This window comes from uncultured Corynebacterium sp. (genome assembly GCF_945649885.1).
GTDB lineage: Bacteria > Actinomycetota > Actinomycetes > Mycobacteriales > Mycobacteriaceae > Corynebacterium.
In genome coordinates this window covers 1-3,414 of the sequence record NZ_CALZFS010000185.1, presented here as the reverse complement: position 1 = coordinate 3,414, position 3,414 = coordinate 1, and the positions used below count along the sequence as shown (strand labels likewise).

Sequence of the window (3,414 nt, the reverse complement as noted above, 5' to 3'; positions counted from 1 at the left end):
GGACCACCATCATCTTCGACCAGGAGGCGGATGGCTTTGATCTTGTTTTTGATCTTCTGTGCTGAGGGGAGATCCTGGTTCGGGGCCTGCGGGGTGAGGTAGTCGGTGAGGTGTTCATCCACCAGGGGCAGGTATTCACGCCGGAGACCTGCCAGGGCGTCAAAGATGGCAAGCACACGATAAAGATCCAGGTGAAACAACTCATGCTGCAACTCATTGAGTCTGGGCAGGTTGTGCAGCTGCTCGATAGCGACAAACAGATCACCTGCCCTGGTTTTAGATACCCCGGTTGACAGGGCGAACCGGGTGGCAGCGACATCGAAGAAGTCCTCGTCTTCTGGCATGGCCCGTTCAATGACCAGGAATTCAGCTTGACGTACCTTGGTCATGTCAACAGCATCCGGGTCATCCGGGTTGTTGACGGTGTAATAATAAGCGGTGGTTGTAGGTGGGGCGGTCACGGTGGTCATGGTGTTTCCCCCTTTGATGCGTGACAGCAAATAGTTAGTTCAGGTGTTTGAATATCACCATAGATAACACACCGGACACGACTACCCCCATCGATCCCATTGCATCATCACTACCTGCTGGTTTGCCCACTTTTCAGGGGTGTTTTCCGCCTGGATCTCCCCAGAGTTTTCCACTGGATGGGCGCTGATCATCACTCCTGGGGCCCTGCCGGGAACCTTCTCCTCCAGCTAGTTCCATTGCCTAAAAAGAGTTTTGTATCTGTTGTTTTATGTCTGGTATTGCGGGACCATAGGAAGTAATCACCTGTGAGAAAAGGAATGGTCCCACGCTGTGCTTGATTTCTTTGCCGCAAACCCCCTGATCGCCCTGGCTGTGATCCTGACAGTAGGTCTGGCCATCGGAAAGATACGCTTCCTCGGCATCTCGCTAGGTGCTGCGGCAGTGCTTTTTGTGGCACTGATCCTGTCTACCCTGAACCCGGAGATCCAGATCCCGGCCTTTGTTTTCCAACTCGGCCTGGCCATGTTTGTCTACGTCATCGGTATCTCTGCAGGACCGGCCTTCTTCCGAGAGTTTAAGAGCAAGGGATGGAAACTCACCATCTTCATGATCCTGCTGTTGATATCCATGGCAGCGCTTGCCTGGGCCATGGTGAAGACCTTCGGTTTAAGCACCGGGGCGGGAGCCGGTATGTTTGCTGGCTCCCTCACCTCCACACCGGGTATGGCAGCGGTGGTGGAGCTCAGCGATCCTGACCTGGCAGGTCAACCAGTTATTGGTTTCTCCCTGGCTTATCCGGGCGCGGTTCTGGGTTCCATCCTGGTTGCTGCTGTGGGGGCGAAACTACTCAAGGTCAATCACCGGGAGGATGCCCGTAAAGAGGGGATGATCTCTGAACCCTTGGTGTGGAAGGGTGTGCGCATCGGGGAGGGGGTGGCGGGCACGATTGGTGATCTGCCTGCTTTGAGTGGTCAGAAGATCATTGCCACCCGCATCGTGGAGGATCTCCATGAACACCGTCTGGCGGATCCGTCTCTGCCTTTGGAGCCGGGGATGGAGTTGGTGATCAATGGTTCTGTGCGTGCTGTGGATGATGCGATCGCGGCACTGGGGTCGGAATGCGCCACGAAGATTGAAGATACAGAGTTGGTGTATTCCCGTTTCACGGTGTCCAATCCGAATATTGCTGGTCTGACCGTGGCGGAGCTGGATACGGTGGCCAATGGTTTCATGATTGCCCGTATCCGCCAGGGGGATAGTGAATTTGTTCCCCGTGGTGACACGGTGATTAACTACTCCGACCGTGTGCGTGTGGTGGCGGCTCCGGGCCGGATGGGGGATGTCCGCAAGTACCTGGGGGATTCGGAGAAGTCCCTGGGCGACGTGAACCTTCTGCCTTTTGCTATTGGATTGTCGCTGGGGTTGTTGCTCGGTGCCGTCCCGATCCCACTGCCGGGGGACACCACCATGTATCTGGGTTTCGGTGGTGGCCCCATCGTGGTGGGTTTGATCCTGGGGGCGTTGAACCGTACCGGTCCGGTCACCTGGCAGTTGCCCTTTCATGCCAATAGGACGATCTCTACCTTGGGCCTGGCGTTGTTTCTGGCAGGGGTGGGGACCTCAGCTGGTGCGGGTTTCCGTGAAGCGCTGACTGATCCGCAGTCCCTGGTCTATATCGGTGCTGGTTTCCTCATTACGGTGACCTCGGCATTGTTGTGCGCAATCATCGGCATGAAGGTGTTGAAGCTGCGCTGGGATGAAGCCATGGGACTGGCTGCAGGTGCCACCACCAACCCGGCGATCATCTCCTATCTCAATGATCAGACCGGCACGGACCTGGCCAACAGGAGTTATGCCACGGTGTATCCGACCTCCATGATCGGCAAGATCCTGGCCTGTCAGGTGCTGTTTCTGTTGTTATAGGGCAACGGAGAAATTTTTATTCAGGTCCGCGCATCTGCTGGGGCTATGCCTAGCCCCAGCTGTGTGCTGATCACTTGCGCCGCTGTGTAAAAGTCTTCCGGTCAATGCGGTGGAGACTACAACTCCGGCATGATTAGCTGCTCAGCATGTGTTGAGACGACTGGTGATCAAAGAAATGCACATGGACAACCTTAAAGCATGGGGGGTGGAGTACCAGGGCGACCAGGTCCTCCCAGGAAGCCTGGGAACAAAGCCACAGAGCTGTCGAGCCGTTGCTTGGAGCAACCATCGTGATCGGCCTGGTGACACTGGTGTTGTTCGGGGTGTTCTGGATCGGCCATGCGCTGACTGAAGCCAGCGTGTTCAAGACTCTCATGCTGATACCGTCCTGCGGATATCTGTTGCAGAACTGAATCTAATCGCAGCCCAGGTGAAGGCACACCGGGTGGCCAAGGAGATCAATGAGGCGTCAGTGCCCCAGGCTGAGCCCAGCGTGCAATAGGGCACCGTTCCCACGCGTAACCTGGGTTCTATGACTTCAGTGACCACCACGCACCTGGGCGAGTTACGTTTGGACGCACTCACCCTCACCGTCCCGCTGACCACGGATGCCGCAGATGAGCGAACCATTGATATCTTCGCCCGCATCGCCACCAAAAAGGGTGGTGAGAATCTGCCTTATCTGGTCTTCCTGCAGGGTGGTCCGGGTAATGAAGCACCACGCCCCAGCCTGGTGCCCTTAAATCCCAGTTGGCTGGGCGTGGCGCTTGAGCACTACCGGGTGGTTCTGCTTGATCAGCGTGGCACGGGGCTGTCCTCGCCGGTGGGCAATGAGATTCTGGAGCACCACAGCGCGCAGGAAGTAGCGGAATACCTCAGCCACCTGCGTGCTGATGGCATCGTCCGTGACTGTGAAGCCATCAGAGCCCACCTCAACGCAGATACCTGGAACCTGTTGGGGCAGTCCTTTGGTGGTTTCACCACCCTGCACTACCTGTCCACACACCCGGACGCACTGGA

Annotated in this window: 3 protein-coding genes and 1 pseudogene; 3 read left to right on the top strand and 1 reads right to left on the bottom strand. The window is 56.7% G+C overall.

Annotation, left to right across the window (positions count from 1 at the left end; all coding sequences use genetic code 11):
* Window positions 1-470 (bottom strand): annotated as a pseudogene (locus tag Q0M74_RS13485) (HNH endonuclease); the annotation flags it as partial.
* 331 nt (window positions 471-801) lie between these two features.
* Here Q0M74_RS13485 and Q0M74_RS13480 point away from each other — a divergent pair.
* From Q0M74_RS13480 to Q0M74_RS13470, 3 genes are all read left to right on the top strand, one after another.
* Window positions 802-2,394, top strand: a complete 1,593-nt coding sequence (locus tag Q0M74_RS13480) for an aspartate:alanine exchanger family transporter (protein ID WP_025386849.1) — start codon at window positions 802-804, stop codon at window positions 2,392-2,394.
* Between the two features lie 272 nt (window positions 2,395-2,666).
* Window positions 2,667-2,807 (top strand): hypothetical protein, encoded by a 141-nt coding sequence (locus Q0M74_RS13475; protein ID WP_293955312.1) that lies wholly within the window; start codon window positions 2,667-2,669, stop codon window positions 2,805-2,807.
* Between the two features lie 119 nt (window positions 2,808-2,926).
* On the top strand, window positions 2,927-3,414 hold a 488-nt coding region (locus tag Q0M74_RS13470), incomplete at its 3' end, for an alpha/beta fold hydrolase (RefSeq protein ID WP_293955310.1).